Origin of the sequence: Algiphilus sp., from assembly GCF_023145115.1 — a bacterium.
GTDB lineage: Bacteria > Pseudomonadota > Gammaproteobacteria > Nevskiales > Nevskiaceae > Algiphilus.
In genome coordinates, this window is record NZ_JAGLEJ010000001.1 from 133,104 (window position 1) to 152,704 (window position 19,601).

General features: G+C 68.7%; 19 protein-coding genes. 15 read left to right on the plus strand and 4 right to left on the minus strand.

The window, feature by feature from the left end; translation table 11 throughout:
* Positions 1-14: 14 nt before the first annotated feature.
* On the minus strand, positions 15-728 hold the full coding sequence (locus tag KAH28_RS00565) for a hypothetical protein (protein ID WP_290573849.1): 714 nt from the start codon (positions 726-728) through the stop codon (positions 15-17).
* Between the two features lie 71 nt (positions 729-799).
* Between KAH28_RS00565 and KAH28_RS00570 the strand changes: the two genes are divergently transcribed.
* Entirely contained in the window at positions 800-1,753 is a 954-nt protein-coding gene (locus KAH28_RS00570; protein ID WP_290573850.1) for a LysR family transcriptional regulator, read from the plus strand.
* On the opposite strand, the gene folE is transcribed toward KAH28_RS00570, so the two are convergent.
* Positions 1,733-2,341, minus strand: a complete 609-nt coding sequence (gene folE, locus KAH28_RS00575) for a GTP cyclohydrolase I (RefSeq protein WP_366918098.1) — start codon at positions 2,339-2,341, stop codon at positions 1,733-1,735. The genes KAH28_RS00570 and folE overlap by 21 nt on opposite strands.
* Before the next feature lie 167 nt (positions 2,342-2,508).
* Between folE and zigA the strand changes: the two genes are divergently transcribed.
* Both zigA and KAH28_RS00585 read left to right on the plus strand, forming a co-directional pair.
* Complete coding sequence (gene zigA / locus KAH28_RS00580) at positions 2,509-3,714, plus strand: zinc metallochaperone GTPase ZigA (RefSeq protein ID WP_290573852.1); 1,206 nt, start codon at positions 2,509-2,511, stop codon at positions 3,712-3,714.
* Positions 3,711-4,232 (plus strand): hypothetical protein, encoded by a 522-nt coding sequence (locus KAH28_RS00585; protein ID WP_290573853.1) that lies wholly within the window; start codon positions 3,711-3,713, stop codon positions 4,230-4,232. The genes zigA and KAH28_RS00585 overlap by 4 nt, the downstream gene beginning before the upstream one ends.
* On the opposite strand, the gene KAH28_RS00590 is transcribed toward KAH28_RS00585, so the two are convergent.
* Positions 4,226-4,606 carry a MerC domain-containing protein gene (locus KAH28_RS00590; protein ID WP_290573854.1) on the minus strand — a complete coding sequence of 127 codons (381 nt, stop codon included), beginning with the start codon at positions 4,604-4,606 and terminating at the stop codon, positions 4,226-4,228. The genes KAH28_RS00585 and KAH28_RS00590 overlap by 7 nt on opposite strands.
* Positions 4,607-4,624: 18 nt before the next feature.
* Here KAH28_RS00590 and KAH28_RS00595 point away from each other — a divergent pair, with 18 nt between their 5' ends.
* The 4 genes from KAH28_RS00595 (at position 4,625) to KAH28_RS00610 (ending at position 9,567) form a co-directional block, all read left to right on the plus strand.
* Positions 4,625-5,284: an ATP-binding cassette domain-containing protein gene (locus tag KAH28_RS00595; RefSeq protein ID WP_290573855.1), complete on the plus strand. Its 660-nt coding sequence runs from the start codon at positions 4,625-4,627 to the stop codon at positions 5,282-5,284.
* On the plus strand, positions 5,281-6,450 hold the full coding sequence (locus KAH28_RS00600) for an ABC transporter permease (RefSeq protein WP_290573856.1): 1,170 nt from the start codon (positions 5,281-5,283) through the stop codon (positions 6,448-6,450). The genes KAH28_RS00595 and KAH28_RS00600 overlap by 4 nt, the downstream gene beginning before the upstream one ends.
* Positions 6,447-7,382, plus strand: coding sequence for a DUF3299 domain-containing protein (locus KAH28_RS00605; protein WP_290573857.1), 936 nt, complete (start codon positions 6,447-6,449; stop codon positions 7,380-7,382). Before KAH28_RS00600 ends, KAH28_RS00605 begins: the two co-directional genes overlap by 4 nt.
* Before the next feature lie 85 nt (positions 7,383-7,467).
* A complete protein-coding gene (locus KAH28_RS00610) occupies positions 7,468-9,567 on the plus strand; it encodes a glycoside hydrolase family 97 protein (protein ID WP_290573858.1) in 2,100 nt (699 codons plus the stop codon).
* Positions 9,568-9,684: 117 nt separating this feature from the next.
* On the opposite strand, the gene KAH28_RS00615 is transcribed toward KAH28_RS00610, so the two are convergent.
* Entirely contained in the window at positions 9,685-10,722 is a 1,038-nt protein-coding gene (locus KAH28_RS00615; RefSeq protein ID WP_290573859.1) for an NAD(P)-dependent alcohol dehydrogenase, read from the minus strand.
* A gap of 43 nt (positions 10,723-10,765) precedes the next feature.
* On the opposite strand from KAH28_RS00615, the gene KAH28_RS00620 reads away from it, so the two are divergent.
* The 8 genes from KAH28_RS00620 (at position 10,766) to KAH28_RS00655 (ending at position 19,151) form a co-directional block, all read left to right on the plus strand.
* Entirely contained in the window at positions 10,766-11,710 is a 945-nt protein-coding gene (locus tag KAH28_RS00620; RefSeq protein ID WP_290573860.1) for a LysR family transcriptional regulator, read from the plus strand.
* Between the two features lie 64 nt (positions 11,711-11,774).
* A complete protein-coding gene (locus tag KAH28_RS00625; protein ID WP_290573861.1) occupies positions 11,775-12,350 on the plus strand; it encodes a TetR/AcrR family transcriptional regulator in 576 nt (191 codons plus the stop codon).
* Between the two features lie 43 nt (positions 12,351-12,393).
* Positions 12,394-15,591, plus strand: a complete 3,198-nt coding sequence (locus tag KAH28_RS00630; protein WP_290573862.1) for an outer membrane lipoprotein-sorting protein — start codon at positions 12,394-12,396, stop codon at positions 15,589-15,591.
* Positions 15,591-16,892, plus strand: coding sequence for a DUF1302 family protein (locus KAH28_RS00635; protein ID WP_290573863.1), 1,302 nt, complete (start codon positions 15,591-15,593; stop codon positions 16,890-16,892). The genes KAH28_RS00630 and KAH28_RS00635 overlap by 1 nt, the downstream gene beginning before the upstream one ends.
* A gap of 75 nt (positions 16,893-16,967) precedes the next feature.
* A complete protein-coding gene (locus KAH28_RS00640; protein WP_290573864.1) occupies positions 16,968-17,759 on the plus strand; it encodes an enoyl-CoA hydratase-related protein in 792 nt (263 codons plus the stop codon).
* On the plus strand, positions 17,756-18,154 hold the full coding sequence (locus KAH28_RS00645) for a GFA family protein (RefSeq protein ID WP_290573865.1): 399 nt from the start codon (positions 17,756-17,758) through the stop codon (positions 18,152-18,154). Before KAH28_RS00640 ends, KAH28_RS00645 begins: the two co-directional genes overlap by 4 nt.
* The gene (gene arsN2, locus KAH28_RS00650) at positions 18,151-18,591 is read left to right on the plus strand and encodes an arsenic resistance N-acetyltransferase ArsN2 (RefSeq protein ID WP_290573866.1); all 441 of its coding nucleotides are present in this window, start codon (positions 18,151-18,153) and stop codon (positions 18,589-18,591) included. Before KAH28_RS00645 ends, arsN2 begins: the two co-directional genes overlap by 4 nt.
* A 374-nt stretch (positions 18,592-18,965) precedes the next feature.
* Positions 18,966-19,151, plus strand: a complete 186-nt coding sequence (locus KAH28_RS00655; protein ID WP_290573867.1) for a hypothetical protein — start codon at positions 18,966-18,968, stop codon at positions 19,149-19,151.
* Positions 19,152-19,601: the final 450 nt, after the last annotated feature.

Here is a 19,601-nt window from a genome sequence, read left to right on the forward strand (position 1 = left end):
CGACCGCGACCCGCCTACCAGCGCAGGATGGGCAGCGGGTTCAGCGGATGGCGCAGAACCCACTTCAGCGACACCCGGGCGACGTGCCCGGGGTAGAACGCGCCGATCGGGAACGCGGCGTTCACCTCGCGGATGAAGGTCCCGGGCAATCCGAAGCGCAGCAGGTTGAACGAGACATCGCACCAGTCCGCGCGCCGCACCGGTTCCACCCAGTAGGCGTGCTCGGCGCGGTAGCGCGTGATCTTGTGATGCGACTCGATCATCAGCCGCATCGCCGGCTTCCAGTCGCTCCTGCCGATGGCGTCGAGATAGGCGCCGGCCTGATCGGCCGAGGGCCGCAGGTAGTCCAGGTTGTCGTCCGGCCAGGCCGCGAGATCGTGGAACACGGCGCAGATGGCGAGCTTGTCGTCGCTGTCGCCGGTCGGCTCGATCCACTGCCGCGCGAAGTTGAGGATGTGATAGGCGTGGCTGCGGTAGCCGCGGAACACGGCTTCCTGATCGTCGCCGCCGAAGATGGCACGACGCGCATCGAGCAGCTCGTCGATCAACGGATAGTCGCGGACGATGGCCTTCGGCCTGAGCGTGCCGGGGTGCGTAACCGGGGATTCGTCGCCGGAGGCGGCGACCATCGCCGCGCGCAGGCCATCCGGTGCATGCGCCGCGCAGCAGTGCCCGATGCCGCTCCGCGACGGGCTGGTCACTCCGGTCCGTGCCGCGTGCATGGTCATGGCCGACAGCCTCCGCGAAGGGTTGGTGCCGGTACGTTAACCGTGCGTCGCGCACCGAGGAAGCTGCAAGAATGCAAATTGGACTTGCATTCGTGCTGATCGCCATGGCCCGGAAATCGCCCGCCTTCGACTGGAACGACATCCCCGTGCTGCTGGCGCTTGCCGACACCGGCTCGATGAGCCGGGCCGCGGAGGCGCTGCGCATCGATGTCTCGACCGTCAGCCGACGCCTGACCGCCGCCGAGGGACAGCTTCGGAGCCGGCTCTTCATCCGCGGCCCGGGCGGCTACCGCCCGACCGATGCCGGCCGGACCTTCATCGCGGGCGCGCGCCGCATCCACGGCGACGTGCACCGGCTGGTCGACACCACCCGCAACGAGAGCGAGCGCGTGGCCGGGACGGTGCGCATCACCTCGGTGGACGCCCTGATCTCGGAGTGGCTGACGCCCGCACTCGACCGGTTGTCCACGCGCCATCCCGAGCTCGCCTTCCAGCTCATCGAGGACAACCGTGCGCTGTCCTTCACCCGGGCCGAGGCCGACATCGCCATCCGCATCGCGCGGCCGCGCCGGGACGCCGCACTGATCATGCGGCGCATCGGCCGGATCGGCATGGCCGTCTACGGCGCCCCGTCGTTCCGCGACACACCGCGCGAACGATGGCGCGAGCTGCCATGGCTGGCCTTCAGCGAGGAGCTCGCCGACATCAGCGAGATGCGCTGGCTTGCGGCGCTGAAGCCCGAGTCCCCGCCGCGCCTGCGCGCGCGTTCGGTGCGCACGCTGCAGCGCGCCTGCGAGGCCGGCCTCGGACTGGCGCTGCTGCCGTGCTTCCTCGCCGAGTCGGCCCGCCTGACCCGGCTCAGTCCGGAACCGGAAGTGACGCGCGAGATGTGGCTGCTTCGGCACAAGGATGCCGCCCGCATCCGGCGCTTCCGCGCTGTTGCCGACTGGATCGCGGAGACCGCGGCCGACGACCTGGCGCGCTTCGAAGGCACGCAGGGCCTTTCAGCCGAGCAGGCGCCATAGCCTGTCCTGCAGGCACTCGCGGGATTCGAACTCGCCCCTGAAGGCGGTGGTCACGGTGGATACGCCAGGCTGGCGCACGCCGCGGGTCGTCATGCACTGGTGGGCGGCATCGACGATCACGCCGACACCGCGGGGTGCGAGCGCGACCTCGATGGCGTCCGCCATCTGCGCGGTCAGCGTCTCCTGCGTCTGCAGCCGGCGCGCGAGCGCGTGCACCACGCGCACCAGCTTGCTGATGCCGACCACGCGCCGATCCGGCAGATAAGCGACATGGGCCGTGCCGATGATCGGGACCATGTGGTGTTCGCAGTGCGATTCCAGCCGGATGTCGCGCAGCAGGACGATGTCGCGGTAGCCCGAGACGTCTTCGAAGGTGCGCGACAGCAGCGCTTCGGGGCCCTCTCGGTAGCCGGCAAAGAATTCCTCGTAGGCGCGCACCACGCGTTGCGGCGTGTCGCGCAGCCCCTCGCGCGACGGCTCGTCGCCGGCCCAGCGGATCAGTGTCTCGACCGCCGCCTCGGCCTCGGCGCGGCTGGGCGGCGGACGCTGCGCCCCTTCCGCCTGCAGGCGCCTGCTGTCAGCGCCCATGGCGCGTCGCTCCGTCATGGGCCGTAGCCGTGCCGGCTGCCGTCTTCGTCATATTGCTCCTCGAGGCCCGGCGTCGGTCAGCCGACGCGCACACACCGGCACGTGCGGATTGCCACGATCCGGGCCGAATGCCATAATTGTGATGTTATAACATATTTTATTCCGCCATGACCCTGCCCGTCACCGTCCTCTCCGGCTTTCTCGGCGCCGGCAAGACCACCACGCTGAACCACATCCTCCACAACCGCGAGGATCGCCGCGTCGCGGTCATCGTCAACGACATGTCGGAGGTCAACATCGACGCCGACCTGGTTCAGCGCGAGGTCGATCTGAACCGCGCCGACGAGAAGCTGGTGGAGATGAGCAACGGCTGCATCTGCTGCACGCTGCGCGAGGATCTGCTGGTGGAGGTCGGGCGCCTGGCGCGCGAGGGGCGCTTCGACGCGCTGGTGATCGAATCCACCGGCATCTCGGAGCCGCTGCCGGTGGCCGAGACCTTCACCTTCCGCGACGAGGCTGGCCACAGCCTGTCCGATGTGGCGCGGCTGGACACCATGGTGACGCTGGTCGATGCGGTGAACTTCACGGTCGATCTCGATCGGGCCGACGATCTCGCCGAGCGCGGGCAGAGCCTCGGCGAGGAGGACACGCGCACGGTCGCGGACCTGCTGGTCGATCAGGTCGAGTTCGCGGACGTCATCGTGCTCAACAAGATGGAGCTGGTGGGCAGCGCCGAGCGCGAGCGACTGACCGCGGTGCTGCGCCAGCTCAACCGTCATGCCGAGATCGTGCCCGCCAGCTTCGGGCGCGTGCCCATCGACCGGCTGCTGAACACCGGCCGCTTCTCCTTCGAGCGCGCCGCCGCCGCGCCGGGCTGGCTGCAGGAGATGCGCGGCAGCCATGTGCCGGAGACCGAGGAGTACGGCATCGCCAGCTTCGTCTACCGCGCCGACCGCCCCTTCCACCCGCAGCGCTTCCACGACGCCGTGCTGAGCGGCGACTGGCCGGGCAATCTGCTGCGCTCCAAGGGCTTCTTCTGGCTGGCGACGCGCTTCGACATCGCCGGGCAGTGGTCGCAGGCCGGCGGCGTGGTGCGCCACGGGCCCGCCGGCTACTGGTGGGCTGCGGTCCCGACCGAACACTGGCCCGACGAACCCGGCTGGCGCGAACGCATGGCGGCCCGCAGCTGGGGCCGCTTCGGCGACCGCCGCCAGGAACTGGTATTCATCGGCCAGGGGCTGGATGAACCGACCATCCGCACCCGCCTCGACGGCGCGCTGCTGACGCCGGAAGAGATCGATGCCGGACCGGCGGGCTGGGCCGGCCTGCCCGACCCCTTTCCGTCATGGACCGCCGGCGACGCCGATGCATGAGCCGCACCGACATCCATTCCGAACCCGCCGTGGAGCCTGACGCCATGAAGCCCTTCCCGCGCCTCCTGCTCGCCGCCGCCCCGATGGTCGTGTGCGCATTCCTCGCCGCGTGCTCGGGTTCGTCGGGCTCGGTCACCATCGCGGATGCATGGATCGAGCGCCCCGGCGAGGCTGGACATGCCCACGCCCACCTCGTGCTCCACAACGACACCGACGAGGCCGTCCGGCTGGTGGGCGCGCACGTCGAGCACAGCGCGGAGACGGTCATCCTGCACGAGTCCGGTCCGGATGCGGCCGTCATCGCGGTCGAGGCAGGCGGGACGCTGCGCGTACCGGGCGGCGGCTACCGCATCGTCGTTCGCGCTCCGGAACTGACGTGGGACACGACCGGCGCGCTGGCCCTCGACCTGGCCATCGAACGGCGGGACGAACAGCTATTGACCGTGTCGCGCGAGGTCCACGTCCACGATGCCGGGGACGGCCATCCGACCGAGGGCGACGCGCATCACGATCACTGAGTCGTGCCGGCGCGGTGGCAGCGCAGGTTCATCAGATGCGCGCACGACACCAGCGCCGCGCCTACTGCGAGCAGGAAGGGCTCGGCCGTTTCGCCCATGGCGTCCTTGCCGAGATAGAGCGCGAAACCGGCTACCATGACGATCACCGGGAACACCCTGCGGTGACGCGCACAGGCGCCGTGACCGATGGCAACCGTGGCGAGCAGCGCGGACGCGATCAGTGCTCCGCGCTCGACCGCCGGATCCGCGAGAAGCGCCATGCCGATCAACGGCCACAGCGGCAGCAGAAGACAGTGCACGGCGCAACCGGATGCAACGGCAACGCCGAACCAGTCGAGCCAGGAGCGCGCGTCGGGTGAGGCCTTCCTGTTCATATGTTATAAAGTAACACAATGTCCGCGCTGATCGAAGCAAGCGCTGTCCGCCACCACTACGGCGACCGGGCCGTCCTGTCGCTGGACGCGTTGTCGCTGGAAGCCGGCGCGCAGCATCTGGTGCTGGGCCCTTCCGGCTGCGGCAAGACCACCCTGCTGCACGCGCTGGCCGGACTCATGCTCCCGGACGCCGGCAGCATCCGCGTCGACGGCCAGGATCTTCGCGCGCTCTCGAACGCACAGCGCGACCGCTTCCGCGGCCGCAACATCGGCCTGATCTTCCAGCGCCTGCATCTCGTCAGCGCGGTATCGGTACTGCGCAACCTGGCGCTGGCGCGTCACTTCGGACGCAAGCCGCCGGACCGGGCGCGCGCGCTGGCGCTGCTGGACGCGCTCGGGCTGGCGCACCGCGCCGACGCCATGCCCGCCGAGCTGTCGCACGGCGAGGCCCAGCGCGTCGCCATCGCCCGGGCGCTGATCAACCAGCCGCGCATCCTGCTGGCCGACGAGCCCACCTCGAGCCTGGACGACGCCAATGCCCGCGAGGTCATCCAGCTGCTGCGCACGGCCAGCGAGCGCGAAGGCGCCACCCTGCTGGTGGTGACGCACGATCAGCGCCTGCGCGACCGGTTCCCGTCCGCCACCCTCCTGCAGGCACCGGAGGCGGCAGCCGCATGACCCTGCTGTCGCTGGCCTGGGCCAACATCATGCGCGACAAGCTGGCGGCGGCACTGAACACCGCGCTGATGGCGGTCGGCATGGCGACCATCGTGCTGCTGCTGCTGTTCGGCCATCACCTGAGTCAACGCATGACGCAGGACGCCGCCGGCATCGACCTTGTCCTCGGCGCCAAGGGCAGCCCGACACAGCTGGTGCTGTCGGCGATCTACCACGCCGACATCCCCACCGGGAACATCCCGCTGGCCGAGGCCGAGCGCTGGGCCGAGCACCCCATGGTGCGCGGCGCCATCCCGCTGGCACTGGGCGACTCCTGGCGCGGCTTCCGCATCGTGGGGACCACGCACGCCTACCCCGCGGTCTATGACGCGGAGCTCCGGACCGGCCGGCTGTGGACCGAACGCGGCGAGGTCACCGTGGGTGCCGACGTCGCCGCGCGTGGCCTTTCGGTGGGCAGCGGATTCGCGGGCGTGCACGGTCTTGCCGCCGGCGGCCACGTGCACGATGACAACCGCTACCGGGTCGTCGGCATCCTCGCGCCCACGGGCACCGTGATCGACCGGCTGGTGCTGACCAGCGTGCAGAGCGTCTGGGCCATCCACGGCGACGCCGAGCCCGAGGCACCCGAGATCACCAGCATGCTGCTGGACTACGCCACCCCCTTCGCCGCCACGCGGCTGCCGCGGCTGATCAACAGCCAGTCACCGCTGCAGGCGGCTTCGCCCGCGGAGCAGACCAGCCGCATGCTGCAGCTGCTCGGGGTCGGCATCGACGGCTTCCGCGCCTTCGCGTGGGTCCTGGTCGTCACCGCGAGCCTGGGGGTCTTCATCGCGCTCTACCACGCGCTCGAAGCCCGCCGATACGAGCTGGCGCTGCTGCGCAGCCTGGGCGCGACGCGCGCCGAGGTGCTGCTGAGCCTGCTCATCGAGGGCATGCTGCTGAGCAGCGCGGGGGCGATGGCCGGGCTGGCGCTGGGGCACGGCACTGCCAGCAGCATCGGCCAGTGGCTGGACTTCGCGGCCACCGACGGGCTCAGTGGCGCACACTGGGTGCCGAGAGAAGGATGGCTGCTCTGCTACGGCGTGGTCGTCGGGGCACTGGCGGCATTGCTGCCCGCGATCCGCGCCTACCGGAGTGACGTTGCAAGCGTTCTGAAATCGGCATGAAGACCCACCTTTCCATCCTTCTGATCGCCGGCCTCCTGGCGGCGTGCTCGCAGTCGCCCGATGAGGCCGCGCTGCCTGCCGCGCCCGCGCCGGAGGTCACCCCCGCGCAGCCAGCACCGACTGCCGGCGATGGCGGTCTCACCGCCGCCGAGCTCGCTGCCGAGCCCCCGCCGGCGGGTAGCGAGAACGCCGTGCCCACCACCCCGCCACCCGACGGCGCGGAGATCGTGCTGTACAACGAAGGGGCCTACGACACCGGCGACGGTGGCTGGATGGTGGACGTCATCGCGGGCACCACCGTCTACGTCACCGCCCGCCTGATCGATGCGGCCGGCGAGCCCATCGAGGGCGAGACGCTGTCGGTGTCGACCGCGCGCGAGACGGAGCTCATGACCGCGCCGCGCGCCGAGACCGACGAGATCGGCGAGGCCACCTTCGGCATCCGGCCGAGCCGGACCGGCGCCGATACCGTCACCGTGCGATGGGGCGAGGAAGCCTCGGAGATCGGGCTCAACGTCATCGCGCAGGAAGCACTCGACTGGCAGGGGTTCGACGAGATCGACGGCGTCACCCCGTGGAAGACGCTCCTCGGCAGCCGGGTGCAGTACCGCAGCGACTACACGCTGAACGTCATCTTCTCGGCGGAGGCACGTGCGCTCGACGGCGAAGCGGTGAGACTGGCTGGCTTCATGCTGCCGCTGGAAACCGCCGAGAAGCAGCGCCGCTTCCTGCTGGTGTCCACTCCACCGTCGTGCTTCTTCCACGTGCCGGGCGGCCCGGCCGGCGCAGTCGAGATCCGCATGACCGAAGGCATCAGCATGCAGTGGGAACCGGTGATGCTGGCGGGCACCTTCACGCTGATCGACGACGAATCCGAGGGCATCATCTACCGGCTCGAGGATGCCCGGCAGCAGGCCATGCCGAAACGCTGAGGGGGCAACCACCGGGCGGTCATCGCCGTGACACGCGGGCCCGGCATGCTGCCGCGCTTCCTTCCGCCCCATGGAGCGCGCCGCGGTGTCGCACGGACGCAGGCTGTTTCCCCGCATCACCCTCCTGCTGCTGATCGCCGCCCTCGGCGCCTGCGGCAGTGACGACGGCCGCACCACCGACGCGCCGATCACCCCGCGCGACGGCGTGGCGTCGCCCGGCGGCACCATCAGCGCGGAAGTCACGCTGGTCGACGGCGCGCTGCGCTACGACGTGCTGCGCGACGGAGCGCCACTGCTGTCAGAAGGCCGCCTGGGGCTGATCACCGATGCCGCCGATTTCGGCAGCGCGCTGACCTGGGCCACACCGCCGAGCCAGCCACGCCGCATCACGCAGGACTACACCCTGGTCGCCGGCCGCCAGTCGCGGGTCGCCGCCACCGCCACGGAACGCTCCTGGTTCGTGCGTGCTGCCGACGACGGCCCGGTGATGGAGATCCAGATGCGGGTCTGGGACACCGGCTTTGCCTTCCGCTACCGCGTCGAGGGCGACGGCCCGCAGGAGGTGCGGTCCGAGCTCAGCACCTTCCCCGTCCCGGTGCCGACCGGCGGCGGCATGCAGATCGCGCAGCGCCAGACGCCGGAATCGCCCAAGTCGCAGGAGATGTACCTCGAACGCGGCGCGCCCGGCTACCCGCCCATCGGCACCGCCGCACCCACGCCCGCCGGCTGGGCCTACCCGATGCTGCTGCGGAACGCGGACGCCGACGGCGACCCGCAGTGGCTGCTGCTCTCCGAGACGCTGGGCGCGGCAGACTGGCCGCACACGCATCTGGCGGCGGAGGTCCCGATCGTGGACGCCGGCGGCACGCCCGCCGCGGTCTTCAGCGTCGCCTTCCCGCTCGACACCGACAACGGCCCGGGCCGCGGCGCTCCGCGCCAGGAAGGCACCTGGGTGTCGCCGTGGCGCTGGGTGGCGGTCGGCTCCGATCTACCGGCCATCTACCGCACCACCGCCGAGACCGACCTCGCCGAGCCGCAGCGCATCGTCGACACCTCGTGGATCGTGCCCGGCACATCGGTCTTCGACTACATCAAGGAAACCAGCCTGACCACGCTGCCGCGCATCCGGCAGTACATGGACGTCGCCGAGGAACTGGGCTGGTCCTACGTGCTGGTCGACTCCGACTGGGAGCTGATGGTCGACGACAACGGCATCCCGATGATCCTGCTCGGCGACCGCAACCTGCTGCAGCGCCTGGTCGACGAAGCCGCCCAGCGCGGCCTGCGCCTCTTCGTCTGGTACAACCAGACCCGCTTCGCCAGCGCACTGTCTACGCAGCGCATCTTCTCGATGCTTTCCGACATCGGTGTCGCCGGCGTGAAGATCGACAAGTGGGAATCGGACAAGCAGGACAGCATCGCGCGCCGGCGCGCCATCCTCGCCGCCGCCGCCGAGCACCGGCTGATGGTGTCCTTCCACAACGTCACCGTGCCGCGCGGCCTGCAGCGCACCTGGCCGAACCTCGTCGGCTACGAGGGCGGTGTCTCCTCGCAGGTCTACCGCGGCTCCGGCGCCTCCGCCGACCGCGTGCCGGAGCTGCACGTCACCCAGACCCTGCTGCGCGGCATCCTCGGGACCTTCGACTTCGGTGGCATCCTCTTCGCAGAGCCCAACCCCGAGTCGAACCCGCGGCGGACCACCCCCGCGCACGAGCTCGCGCTGATGATCACCTACCAGGCCGGCCTCCGCACCATGTCCGACGACGAGGTCGGCTACTCCGGCCTGCCCGAGCCGATCCGCGACTTCCTCGCCACCGTGCCCGCGGCATGGGATGAATCCCGCCTACTCGAAGGCGCCATCGGGACCCACGCCGTGGTCGCGCGCCGCGCCGGCGCGGACTGGTACATCGGCGGCATCAACGGCGAGACACGCTTCATCGCGCCCACCTCCGACACCAGCAGTCCGAACTACACCCCACCGGAAGGCGCCACCCGCACCGTCCGGCTCGACCTCGCCGAACTGGGCTGCGCCGACGCCGCGACCACGCTGTACACCGACACCGCACCGCCCGGGCACGATGGCCACGCCATCCAGGCCAGCGCGCTCGCCGATGCCGAACCGACGGTCACGATGGCACCCTTCAGCGGCTTCGTGATGGTGGCGCGGGGTTGCAGTACGCCCTGAGACCGACGACCGCCCGCCGCGACAAGGGCCATGGACCGATAGCCTCCTGCGCGCCGTACCCCCGGCCGGGGCGCTGTCGCGCCATTCCCGCGCCCCCGTAACCGGCGCGTCGGCTGCTCACGCCTCCGTCGGCCCATCAATCACCACTTTCCCGAAGGGCCCCCTGCGCAGTCGGTCGAACGCACCGGGTGCTTCGGCAAAGGGCAACACGCTGTCGATGACGGGCTCGATGCCAGCGGCAACGATTCCCCTGAGCATGCGCTCGAAGCTGCGACGGTGGCCTACGGTCTCCCCCGCGATCCGCAATCGCTTGAGGAGGACCGGCGGCAGGTCGACCGCGGCATCCGCGCCATCCAGAAACCCGATGAGCGCGATGCGGCCGTTCAATGCGGCGGCCGCGGACGACTTCCTCAGGTTCCGACCGCCCACGGTCTCGACGTTGACGTCGGCGCCATGCCCGTCGGTGATGCGCAGGACCTCCTCATGCCAATCGGGGTGGCACGTGTAGTTGATGGCGTCATCCGCTCCCAGGCGGCACGCGCGCCGGAGCTTCTCGTCATCGCTGGAGGTCACGATGACGCGCGCACCGGCCGCCTTGGCGAACTGAAGCGCGAACAATGACACCCCGCCGGTACCCTGCACGAGAACGGTCTCGCCCGGACGGAGCCCGCCTTGCTCGAACAACGCGGACCAGGCCGTGAGAGCAGCGATCGGAAGGGTCGCGGCAGCACGAGCGGAAAGCCCGGAGGGAGCGGGCAACACCCAGTCCTCGTGCAAGCAGACGTATCGACTCAGCACGCCGGCCAGCGGAGCACCGAGCGTGTCGCCGTGCAGATGGGGTTCTGCGGGCAGATCGCCATCCATCCAGCGCGTATGGAAATGGCTGATCACGTGATCGCCAACGCGATGACGCGACACGTGCTCCCCCAGGCGGACCACCTCGCCCGCAGCGTCCGATGCGGGGACGAATGGAAACTCCGTGACCTGTTGCAGCGCCCCTTCGGCGACCAGCAGGTCGCGATAATTCAGCGAAACCGCGCGCACGCGGACAAGCAGTTCCTGCGGCCCCGGAACGGACATGGGTCCGTCATGCAGAGCGAGATTCTCCAATCCGTATGCGTTCATTTGCCAGGATGGGTTCGATGTCGATGCCATGCGTGCCTCGCCTCGTGCCAGTGATTCGGCGAACCCTAGACGCTTGCGTTTGACGGATAAATGCGGCTCTATGCAATTCACTTGTGCGTTTATGGCAAAGCTTGTGGATCTGATTTCCCTGACCGCCTTCGTCGAGACCGCGCGGCACGACAGCTTCAGTGCCGCCGCCAGGCAGTTGGGACAGTCGCCATCCGCAGTGAGTCGTGCCGTCGACCGCCTGGAGCACGAACTCGGTATTCGTCTGTTCGCGCGCACGACCCGGCAGCTGCGACTGACCGAGGAGGGAGAGGTGTTCCTCGAGCAGACGCGCGAGATCCTCGACGCGCTCGCAGCCGCGAAGCACGCCGCTCAGGGAGCGGGAAAGGCGCCTTCGGGCTCTCTGCGGGTCAGCCTTCCGATGGTCTTCGGCCGCTGCTGCGTGGCGCCGCTGCTCGGCGCGTTCCAGCACCAGTACCCGCAACTGCGCCTCGACATCGCGTTTACCGACCGACGCGTGGATCTCGTCGAGGAGAACATCGATGTGGCGGTACGTATCGGTGCGCTCACCGACAGCCGGCTCGTGGCGCGTGCCGCCGGTCACGTCCACTATCGGGTATGCGGATCGCCCGACTACTTCCGCATGCATGGCGTCCCCGCATCCCTCGATGACCTTCGCGATCATCGATGCGTGCACTTCCGCTATCCGGGTACAGCCACCCCCTTCCGATGGCAGTTCCATTCCGAGGGCAAGACCGTGCGATGGCGCCCGGAAGGGCCGATCGCGGTCGACGATGCCGATGCACTCGTCGGCGCAGGAATCGGAGCGGCGGGGCTCATCTACGTACCGACCTATCGGGTTCGCGAGCACCTCGCGTCCGGGGCATTGCAGTCGGTCCTCGACGATGTCATGCCGTCCCCGCAACCCGTCTCCATCCTGTTCACGCATTCGCAGTTGCTCGCCCCCCGGGTGCGCGCATTCGTCGACTTCTTCTCGACGCGCATCGCCTAGGCAGCGCGATGAAGCAGCGGGTTCGCGGATTGACGGGCGAAACTACCTGTCGTAAGGTAGGCTAATGAACCCCACCAACACACGTGAAGCGATCGTCGAAGCGGCGAGGCTGCTGGTACAGGACGCGTCCTACTACGGCCTGACGTTCCGCGATGTCTCGGAGCGCGTGGGCATCCGCAAGGCGAGCATCTACCATCACTTCGAGACAAAGGAAGCGCTGGCCGTGGCGATGCTCGATCGGGCCGCGGAGGATTTCGGAAACTGGGCGCGCCGATTCGAGCACGAGCCTCCGATGGTTCGGCTGCAGGCCTACTGCTTCGACTTCTATCGCGACCGTCTGCAGGCCGGAGACAAGCTCTGCCCGGGGGGCGCCTTTACCGCCGCCTGGCCGCACCTCGGCGATGCAGTGCGCATGGCCGTGAATCGCCTGTTCGACGCGCAGCACCGATTCGTGAAGCAGGCGCTCATTGCCGCTCAGGCGGGCGATGCCACCGGGGAATCGCAAGACCCGGAAGAGATCGCGACGTGGGTGATCGCCAGCGTCCAGGGGGCGATCGTTACCGCGCGTGCGCGTGGCAACGCTTCGCTCTTCGAACGACTGTGCCGACGCAGCTTGCAGCAGTTGCACCTGGCGGACTGATCCCTTTTTTGACCGCTTTCCCTACCGGCCGACAGGTAGTTCCATGAATAACCACGCATACCGCTTCTTTCTCGCCGCACTTCGCTTCCGGGCCTTGGTGATCGTCATGTGCGTCGCGGTCATCGCCGCGCTGGCGACGCAACTCACCAGCCTGGAGAAGGACACGACCCCGGAAGCCTTCGTGCCGGATGGCAGCCCATCGCTGACCTACCGCGACCAGGTCGAGGCGACCTTCGGCCTGAAGGACCCGATGGTGGTGGCGGTCATCAACGATGGCGACACGGGCGTCTTCAATCCGCGATCCCTGCGCCTGGTGCAGTGGCTCAGCGAGCGCATCGCCGAGGTCGAGGGCATCGACCCCGAGCGGATCACGAGCCTGGCCACCGAGAACGACATCCGGGGCACCCAGGACGGCATGCTGGTCGAACCCTTCTGGGAAGCGCCGCCGGCAACACCGGAGGCCGCGCAGGCCGTCTGGCAGCAGCTGCAGCGCTTCCCGCTCTATCTCGGCAATCTGGTCGCGCGCGACGGCAGCGGCACCCTCATCGTCGCCGAACTGCTGGACGAGTCGGCCGCCACGGACGTCTACTTCGCCCTGCGCGCACTCGCCGAACAGGCGCGCGAGGCCGGCGTCGCCGGACCGGGCGACCGCATCCATGTCGCCGGCCAGGGCGCGGTCAGCGGTTATCTGTCGGAGTACATCAGTGCCGACGCCAGCCGCCTGAACCCGGTGGCCGCGGTGCTGATCACCCTGGTGCTGCTGCTGGCCTATCGCAGCCTGTCCGGGGTGCTGCTGCCCAACGTGGTCGTGCTGGGCACGGTGGCGACGGGCCTGGGCGCCATGGCAGCGGCCGGCGTGCCGATCTACGTCATTACCAATTCGCTACCGGTGATCCTGATCGGCATCGCGGTCTGCGACAGCATCCATATCTTCGGGCAGTACTACGAGGAGATCGCGCGCGAACCCGGCATCGCGGCGAAGGAGGCGGTGGCACGCGCGATGGCCGCGATGTGGCGGCCGGTGACACTGACCACCGCCACCACCGCTGCCGGCTTCCTCGGCCTGGCCATCGCGGCTGATCTGCCGCCCATGCAGTCCTACGGTCTGTTCGCCGCACTGGGCGTCGGCGCCGCCTGGCTGTGGTCGCTGCTGCTGCTCCCGGCATTGCTGTCGCTGTTCCGCCCGCGGCCCTCGCGCGCGCTGCGAACGACCGCCGACACGACACCGGACGCGTCGAGCCGCCTGATGCGTGGCATGCGTCGCATCGTCGGCCGCCATCCCCGCGCCACGGTTGCCGCCGCGGCGGCGCTGGCCGTCGCCGGCGCGGTCGGCGCCGGTCAGGTCGTCTTCAACGATCAGCGCATCCACAGCTTCGAGCAGGGCAACCCGCTGCGCGCGGCCGACCGCGCCATCAACGCGCGCTTCGACGGCACCTACTACCTCGACGTCGCCATCGAGACGGACGCGCGCGAGGCGCTCTTCGATCCCGAGAAGCTGCGCCGCATCGACCGGCTTCAGACATGGATGGAGACCGAGGGCGGCCTGCGCAACACCACCTCCATCGTCGACTTCATCAAGCAGATGCATCGCGCCTTCAATGGCGACGACCCGGCCTACTACCGCATACCCGACAACGCGCAACTGATCGCGCAGTACTTCCTGCTCTACTCGGCCTCCGGCGCGCCCACCGACTTCCAGGAGTGGGTCGACTACGACTATCGCCGCGCCCACATCCGCGGGCAGATGCGGCACGACGATTTCCGCGCGACCGCGCCCATCGTCACCGGCCTGGAAAACCACCTGCGCGAACACTTCAACACCGAGGCGATGCGCGGTACGGCCACCGGCGCGCTGGAGCTGGCGCACTCCTGGCTGGCACCGCTGGCCGACAGCACCCGCAACGGCATGGCGCTCGCCCTCGCCCTGGTCCTCTTCGCCTCGGCACTGTTCTTCCGCTCCTTCGTGCTCGGCTTGCTGGCGACGCTGCCGGTGGCCTTCGCGGTGCTGATGGTCTTCGCCGTGATGGGCTATGCCGGCATCTGGCTGGGCATCGGTACTTCCATGTTCGCGGCCATCGCCATCGGGCTGGGAGTGGACTTCGCCATACACACGCTGGATCGGCTGCGCCATCTGATCGGCGAGCAGGGGGCGAGCTACCCGGAGGCCGTTGCCGCTCTGTTCCCGACCACCGGGCGCGCGCTGCTCTTCAACCTGCTCGCCCTCGCGCTGGGCTTCGGTGTGCTGATGAGTTCCTCGGTGCCGCCACTGCAGGACTTCGGCCTGCTGGTGGCCGTCGCCGTCCTCACCAGCTTCGCCGCCAGCCTCACCGCACTGCCGGCGCTGCTCGCCCTCATCGGCCCGCAGCGCCTGTTTCCCGCCACCGCATCGGAGGACGCATCCATGCCCACCCATCCGCAGCAGCAGCGCGGCCTTGCCCGCCTGCGCCCCCTCTTCCTGCTCGCCGCCCTCGCGGCCGCCGCCGTCGCACAGGCGCAGGACACCTTGCCCGCAGGCCCGCAGCTGATGGCCGCCGTCGACGCACGCGATGAGGGCGTCACCCGGAAGTCGCGCATCCGCTTCGTACTCACAGACCGCCACGGGCGCAGCCGCGAACAGGAGGCCGTCACCCTGCGGCGCTACGAAGGCGACGACAAGAAGCAGGTGCTGTTCTACCGCGAGCCGAGCAACATCCGCGGCACCGCCTTCCTGACCTACGACTACGCCGATCCCGAGCGCGACGACGACCAGTGGCTCTACCTGCCGGCAGCGCGCAAGACGCGGCGCATCTCGGCCTCCGATCGCGGCGACTATTTCCTCGGCACGGATCTGACCTACGAGGACCTCAAGCGGCAGAGCAAGGTTTCGCTCAGCGACTGGCGCTTCGAAACCGTCGGTCGCGACACGGTCGACGGCACCGCCGTCATCGTCGTCGAAGGCGAGCCGGTCAGCGAGCGCATCGCCGAGGAGCTGGGCTACAGCCGCGCGCGCTGGTATGTCGCGCCCGACAGCGCGACCATCCGCAAGGCCGAGAACCGGGACCTGCAGGGCAACCGGCTGAAGACCGTGCACTTCTCGGATTTCCGCAAGGTCCAGGACATCTGGACGGTGCACGAGATCACGGTCGACAACCACAAGACCGGTCACAGCACACGGCTGGCGATATCCAATGTCGAGTACGGCCTCGACATCGACGACAGCGCCTTCAAGCAGCGCGCGTTGTCGCGAGGCCTGCGCTACTGATGCGGGGGTGGCTTCCCTGGCTGCTGCTCGCCGTGACGCCAAGCGTGGCGGCGGCCGGCTGGCGGCTGGGCGGCACGGCGGAGGTGGCCACGGCCGTGCAGACCACGGACGGCCACGGCCAGAAGGCCGAGCTCACGCTGCTGCCGGACCTGGAATGGCGCAGCCCGTGGGGCTTCGACGTGACTGCCGTCGCACGACTGCGTACGGATGCTCTCGACCGACTCGAGCCCGGCCGCCTCGACCGTGACAGCTACGACGCCTGGAGCCGGCCGCATGCGCTGGGCAGCAACGGCGAGCTCGCGCTGCGCGAGCTCTACGCCGACATCTACCTGGGCCCGCTCTATCTGCGGGCCGGCAAGCAGCAGATCGTCTGGGGCAAGGCCGACGGCCTCAAGCTGCTGGACCGAATCAATCCGCAGAGCTTCCGCGAATTCATCCTGCCCGACTTCGAGGACTCGCGGATCCCGCAGTGGTCGCTGCGCGCCGAGTTCCCGCTGGGGCCGGTCTGGCAGGCGCAGCTGATCGCGATACCGGATGTGACCGTGGACGCGCTGCCGCCACCCGATGGCGCCTTCGCCATCACCGCCCCGGAGCTGGTGCCGGTACCTCCGCCCGGCGTCCGCGTACGACAGCAGCCCGCGGATGCGCCGCGCAACCGCCTCGCGGACGGCGATGCCGGTGCCCAGCTGTCGGCCTTCATCGGCGGCTGGGATCTGACGCTGAACTATCTCTACCACTACGTCGACCGCCCGGCCTTTCCGCGCGCCGCCGCGGACGAAGGCATCACGGTCACGCCGCGCTACTACCGCACGCATACCGTCGGCGGCTCAGCCGCCAATGCCATCGGCGACTTCACGCTGCGCAGCGAGCTGGCCTACGCCACGCACCGCCGCCTCATCGCCGCCGACCCGCGGGACGCCGATGGCGTCATCGACAGCCGCGAGGCCTCGGCCGTGCTCGGCCTCGACTGGATGGGTCTGAGCGACACCATCGTCTCCGCGCAGCTCTTCGCCAGCTGGGTGGACCTGTCCGAGGGAGCGGCGACGCGCGACCGCGTCGAATGGGATGTCACCCAGCTCGTAGAGCGCAGCTTCCGCAACGAAACGCTGACGCTGCGCAGCCAGCTCATTCACGACATCAATGCCGGCGATGGCCTGCTGCGCGCCAGCCTGAGCTACGACTACCGCGCGGACCTCGTGCTGCGCCTGGGCGCGGATGTCTTCTACGGCCCCTCGAACGGCCGCTTCGGCCAGTTCGACCAACGGGACCGCGTCACCGTCTCCATCACGTACGGATTCTGACCACACCCCGGACCAGCGCACTACTTCGCGCCAACTGGACACATCAACCGGAGCAACCGCATGTCGCAAGCTGAAGTGCAGTACCGCATCCACAACGGCAATGCCTGGCTGACGCTCAACAACGAATGTGCTCGCAACGCGCTTTCGCCGGAAATGCTGCGCGAGCTCGATGCGCGCCTCGACCAGGCCGCGGCGGTTCCGGACGCGCGATCCGTCGTGCTGACCGGTGCGGGCGAAGCCGCATTCTCGGCGGGCGCCGACATCGCTTATCTGTCCGCGGCCGCGCCAGCCGAGGTCCGTGCCTATGCCCGGACGGCGGTTGCGCTCACCGAGAAGATCGAGGTCGCGGCGATCAACGGCCATGCCCTTGGTGGCGGGCTGGAGATCGCCGAAGCCTGCACCTTCCGTATCGCCGTCCAGGGCGCACGTCTGGGCCACCCGGAAGTCCGTATCGGCGCCGTCGCCGGTTTCGGCGGCACCAGTCGCCTGCCTCGTCTCGTCGGCCGCACGCGGGCGACCGAGTTGCTGTTGACCGGGGATACGATCACGGCCGAGGAGGCGCTGACGATGGGCCTGATCCATCGGGCGGTATCGGCGGACATGCTGCATTCCGCATGCGAGGAGCTGCTGACGCGCGTCCACGCTGGCGCGCCGCACGCGCTGCGCTTGACCCGCGACGCCCTGCAGCGCGGCATGGAGCTGCCCCTCGATGCCGCGCTGCGGCTCGGCGCCGACCATTTCGGCCTGGCAGCCGGTGCAGCGGATTTCCGCGAAGGCACGGCGGCATTTCTCGCCAAGCGCCCACCACAGTGGGCGCAGTCGCAGACTGCTCACGACCCGGCACCGGAAAAGGGGATCGCATCGTGAACGTACGCGGTAGCTGCCTCTGCGGCCGCGTGCGCTTTCGTATCAGCGGCGCGCTCTTCGACATTCTCAACTGCCACTGCTCGATGTGCCGCAAGTACCACGGTGCGGCCTTCAAGAGCCGAGCGCGGGTGCGCACCGCAGAGCTCGAGCTGACAGCGGGCGCCGAAACCATTCGCTACTACGAATCCTCGCCCGGCGAGCACAAGGGCTTCTGCAGCACCTGTGGCTCCCCCATCCTCACCCGCTTCGACCGCGACACCGCCAACCTCACGATTGCGCTCGGCACACTGGACGACGACCCGGGTGTGGTGCCGGAGCGACACATTTTCGTGGGCAGCAAGGCCGGATGGCACACCATCACCGATACGCTTCCGCAACATCGGGATGTCGAATGACCCGCCTGCCGACGCTGCAACCAACCACCTACACCGAGGCCATCGATGCCCTCCTCAGGGAATGCGGCCTCGTTGCCACCGATGCGTCCTCTGGTGCCGGCATTGCCTGGATCGAGGCGAAGCAGGATGACCAAACCGTCGGCGTGGTTGCGCTGCAGCGCGCCGGTTCCGCTGCGCTCCTGAGATCACTTGGCGTCGTCCCGAAGCGGAGACATTGTGGCATTGGCGCGAGTCTGGTCGCGGCAGCCGAGCGTGCAGCGAGGCACGAAGGTCTAGAGAGCCTGTACCTGTTGACCGAGGGCGCCCACGCCTACTTCACAGCACTGGGCTATCAGCATGCAGAGCGCGAAGAAGTGCCGGCGGCCATCCGTCGTCTCCCCCAGTTCGCCGGACTGTGCCCCGCGTCCGCTCTTTGCATGACCAAGCGGCTTCGGTGAAGGCCGGGCAAGCGATCCCGGCGAGATCCAGCCGAGGGCGTCATAGGAACATGGACCACTAGGCGAGCGCCGGGTCAGTCTGGTGCCGGCGGAGAGAATCGAACTCCCGACCTTCGCATTACAAGTGCGGCGCAAGGGGCCTGATACCCCCTCAAAACCCGCTGCAAACACCAAAAATCAGTGACTTGCACGACTCGAAGATCACTCGGGATCACGGCAAGACACAAAAATGAGCGAAACCCTCTGCAGAAACCCTCTGCAGCGGTAGCACCATGATAGGCGGGATGGAGCGTCGCGAGAAGGCCCCATAAAGACGAGCCCGTCAAGGCCGCTACGAACTCCGCTTGCCTCGTGCGCGCCGCGCGATATGCTCGATGATCTCACCGCATTCGAGCGACGCGATGCCTGGTAACGATGTCCTTCTGATGATCATGGCGGCCGCCATGCCCACTGCACTGCTCGCCGCCATCGCGATCGTCGGGCTCGTGATCTGGCGCGATACCCGACGCGAGAGAACAAGTGCCAATGAAGCGCAGCCTGGCGGCTTCGGCAGCCAATAGGTGACCTTGGCGCCGGTCTCGGTCGATCCTCGAGACACTATAAGGGCCTTTCAGAGTGGCGCTTAAACGGCGGTAGGCGTTGAGCTGCTTCCAGTGGCGCCCACACGCTAGCGACTTTCGACGACCGCCATTGTTTGCGCGGGTAGGATGCGATCGCTTGCCCGTCAATGGCGGCCCCAGGGATCGGCGCGTTTACGCCAGTAGTGACGCGCCAAGCATGAGAACCAAGTAGTGAGCGACGCCCGTAGTTGCATACATGCGAACCAAGCCGATCATCGATCGGACACCGCGCTCAAACCGGACAGCGTGTGCTGGTGGCCCCAGTTTCCGCTTGTTGCCTCACCTTCAAGCCACTTCGGAGGGCACTTCGTCTTCGGAAGGGAGAGGTTAGCAGAGGGGCTCGCGGCCGGAAACGCGATTCTTGCTGGTCGTGTCCCACGACGTGGTGTA

Excerpts from the sequence above, each read along its gene's own strand:
- KAH28_RS00655 (WP_290573867.1), top strand. The coding sequence starts at position 18,966 with ATGATCTCACCGCATTCGAGCGACGCGATGCCTGGTAACGATGTCCTT.
- KAH28_RS00595 (WP_290573855.1), top strand. The coding sequence starts at position 4,625 with ATGTCCGCGCTGATCGAAGCAAGCGCTGTCCGCCACCACTACGGCGAC.
- KAH28_RS00630 (WP_290573862.1), top strand. The coding sequence starts at position 12,394 with ATGAATAACCACGCATACCGCTTCTTTCTCGCCGCACTTCGCTTCCGG.
- arsN2 (WP_290573866.1), top strand. The coding sequence starts at position 18,151 with ATGACCCGCCTGCCGACGCTGCAACCAACCACCTACACCGAGGCCATC.
- KAH28_RS00570 (WP_290573850.1), top strand. The coding sequence starts at position 800 with ATGCAAATTGGACTTGCATTCGTGCTGATCGCCATGGCCCGGAAATCG.
- folE (WP_366918098.1), bottom strand. The coding sequence starts at position 2,341 with ATGGGCGCTGACAGCAGGCGCCTGCAGGCGGAAGGGGCGCAGCGTCCG.
- KAH28_RS00565 (WP_290573849.1), bottom strand. The coding sequence starts at position 728 with ATGACCATGCACGCGGCACGGACCGGAGTGACCAGCCCGTCGCGGAGC.
- zigA (WP_290573852.1), top strand. The coding sequence starts at position 2,509 with ATGACCCTGCCCGTCACCGTCCTCTCCGGCTTTCTCGGCGCCGGCAAG.
- KAH28_RS00590 (WP_290573854.1), bottom strand. The coding sequence starts at position 4,606 with ATGAACAGGAAGGCCTCACCCGACGCGCGCTCCTGGCTCGACTGGTTC.
- KAH28_RS00615 (WP_290573859.1), bottom strand. The coding sequence starts at position 10,722 with ATGGCATCGACATCGAACCCATCCTGGCAAATGAACGCATACGGATTG.
- KAH28_RS00625 (WP_290573861.1), top strand. The coding sequence starts at position 11,775 with ATGAACCCCACCAACACACGTGAAGCGATCGTCGAAGCGGCGAGGCTG.
- KAH28_RS00635 (WP_290573863.1), top strand. The coding sequence starts at position 15,591 with ATGCGGGGGTGGCTTCCCTGGCTGCTGCTCGCCGTGACGCCAAGCGTG.
- KAH28_RS00585 (WP_290573853.1), top strand. The coding sequence starts at position 3,711 with ATGAGCCGCACCGACATCCATTCCGAACCCGCCGTGGAGCCTGACGCC.
- KAH28_RS00600 (WP_290573856.1), top strand. The coding sequence starts at position 5,281 with ATGACCCTGCTGTCGCTGGCCTGGGCCAACATCATGCGCGACAAGCTG.
- KAH28_RS00605 (WP_290573857.1), top strand. The coding sequence starts at position 6,447 with ATGAAGACCCACCTTTCCATCCTTCTGATCGCCGGCCTCCTGGCGGCG.